The sequence below is a fragment of the Corynebacterium sp. HMSC074E01 genome (assembly GCF_001808885.1).
Taxonomy (GTDB): domain Bacteria; phylum Actinomycetota; class Actinomycetes; order Mycobacteriales; family Mycobacteriaceae; genus Corynebacterium.
The window spans coordinates 1-662 of record NZ_KV794851.1 but is presented as its reverse complement, the minus strand read 5'-3'; the positions used below and the strand labels follow the sequence as shown (position 1 = coordinate 662).

The following is a 662-nucleotide window of genomic DNA, read 5'->3' as shown; positions in this document are numbered from 1 at the left end:
GCCGCCCGGCTAAAGGACCGGAGCGGTTTCTAACCTGCGGGAGGGAGAAAACCGCCTTAGCGGCTGGTGAGCGGCCGCATGAAAACGGAACCTGAAATCAACATGGGCCTATCGTATCCAATTAATTTCGCAGGGTCCAATACGGTGAGAAAGAAGACAACCGCACCGCAACAGTGCAAGACCTCTCTGGATTGGAATTTGTCCTACCTTCGGCTCGTCGTACAGACGCCACTGGCGTATTTTGTCTCTGGGCAACGAGGGGGAGTTACCCCCACCTCCGGATGTTTTTAAGGTGCACCCCTTATTACGCTGTGGTGCGGGAGTAGTTTTGTCCGACTGATCGGACTACCCACCGACGTGGGGCGGGTAGTTCGAGGTCCCAGCAGATGATCGCGTCGATTTCGCCGCGTTCAAAGGATGCCACCATGGCGTCGTAGTCGGGGCGAGCCACATTCTTCTTTGACGCGGAAATGGACTGATCGACGTAGTTATGTCCTATGTCCAACGTCCAAGCCACGCTGCTTTGCAATGGCTTCACAGTCCTGACGCTGCCGGTCGATGGTGAGGCCATCCACGTCAGCGTCTCGCGAGATACGAAGGTAAATAGGAGCGCGTGTTGCCAAACGCTTTTAATAAGGCCCTTAGCTAACATTGAACTTAAA

At 54.7% G+C, this 662-nt stretch carries 1 protein-coding gene; it reads right to left on the bottom strand.

Going from position 1 to position 662, the window contains the following annotated elements:
• Nucleotides 1-304: 304 nt before the first annotated feature.
• A complete protein-coding gene (locus tag HMPREF2537_RS08440; protein WP_224784272.1) occupies nt 305-538 on the bottom strand; it encodes a recombinase family protein in 234 nt (77 codons plus the stop codon).
• Nucleotides 539-662 lie beyond the last annotated feature (124 nt).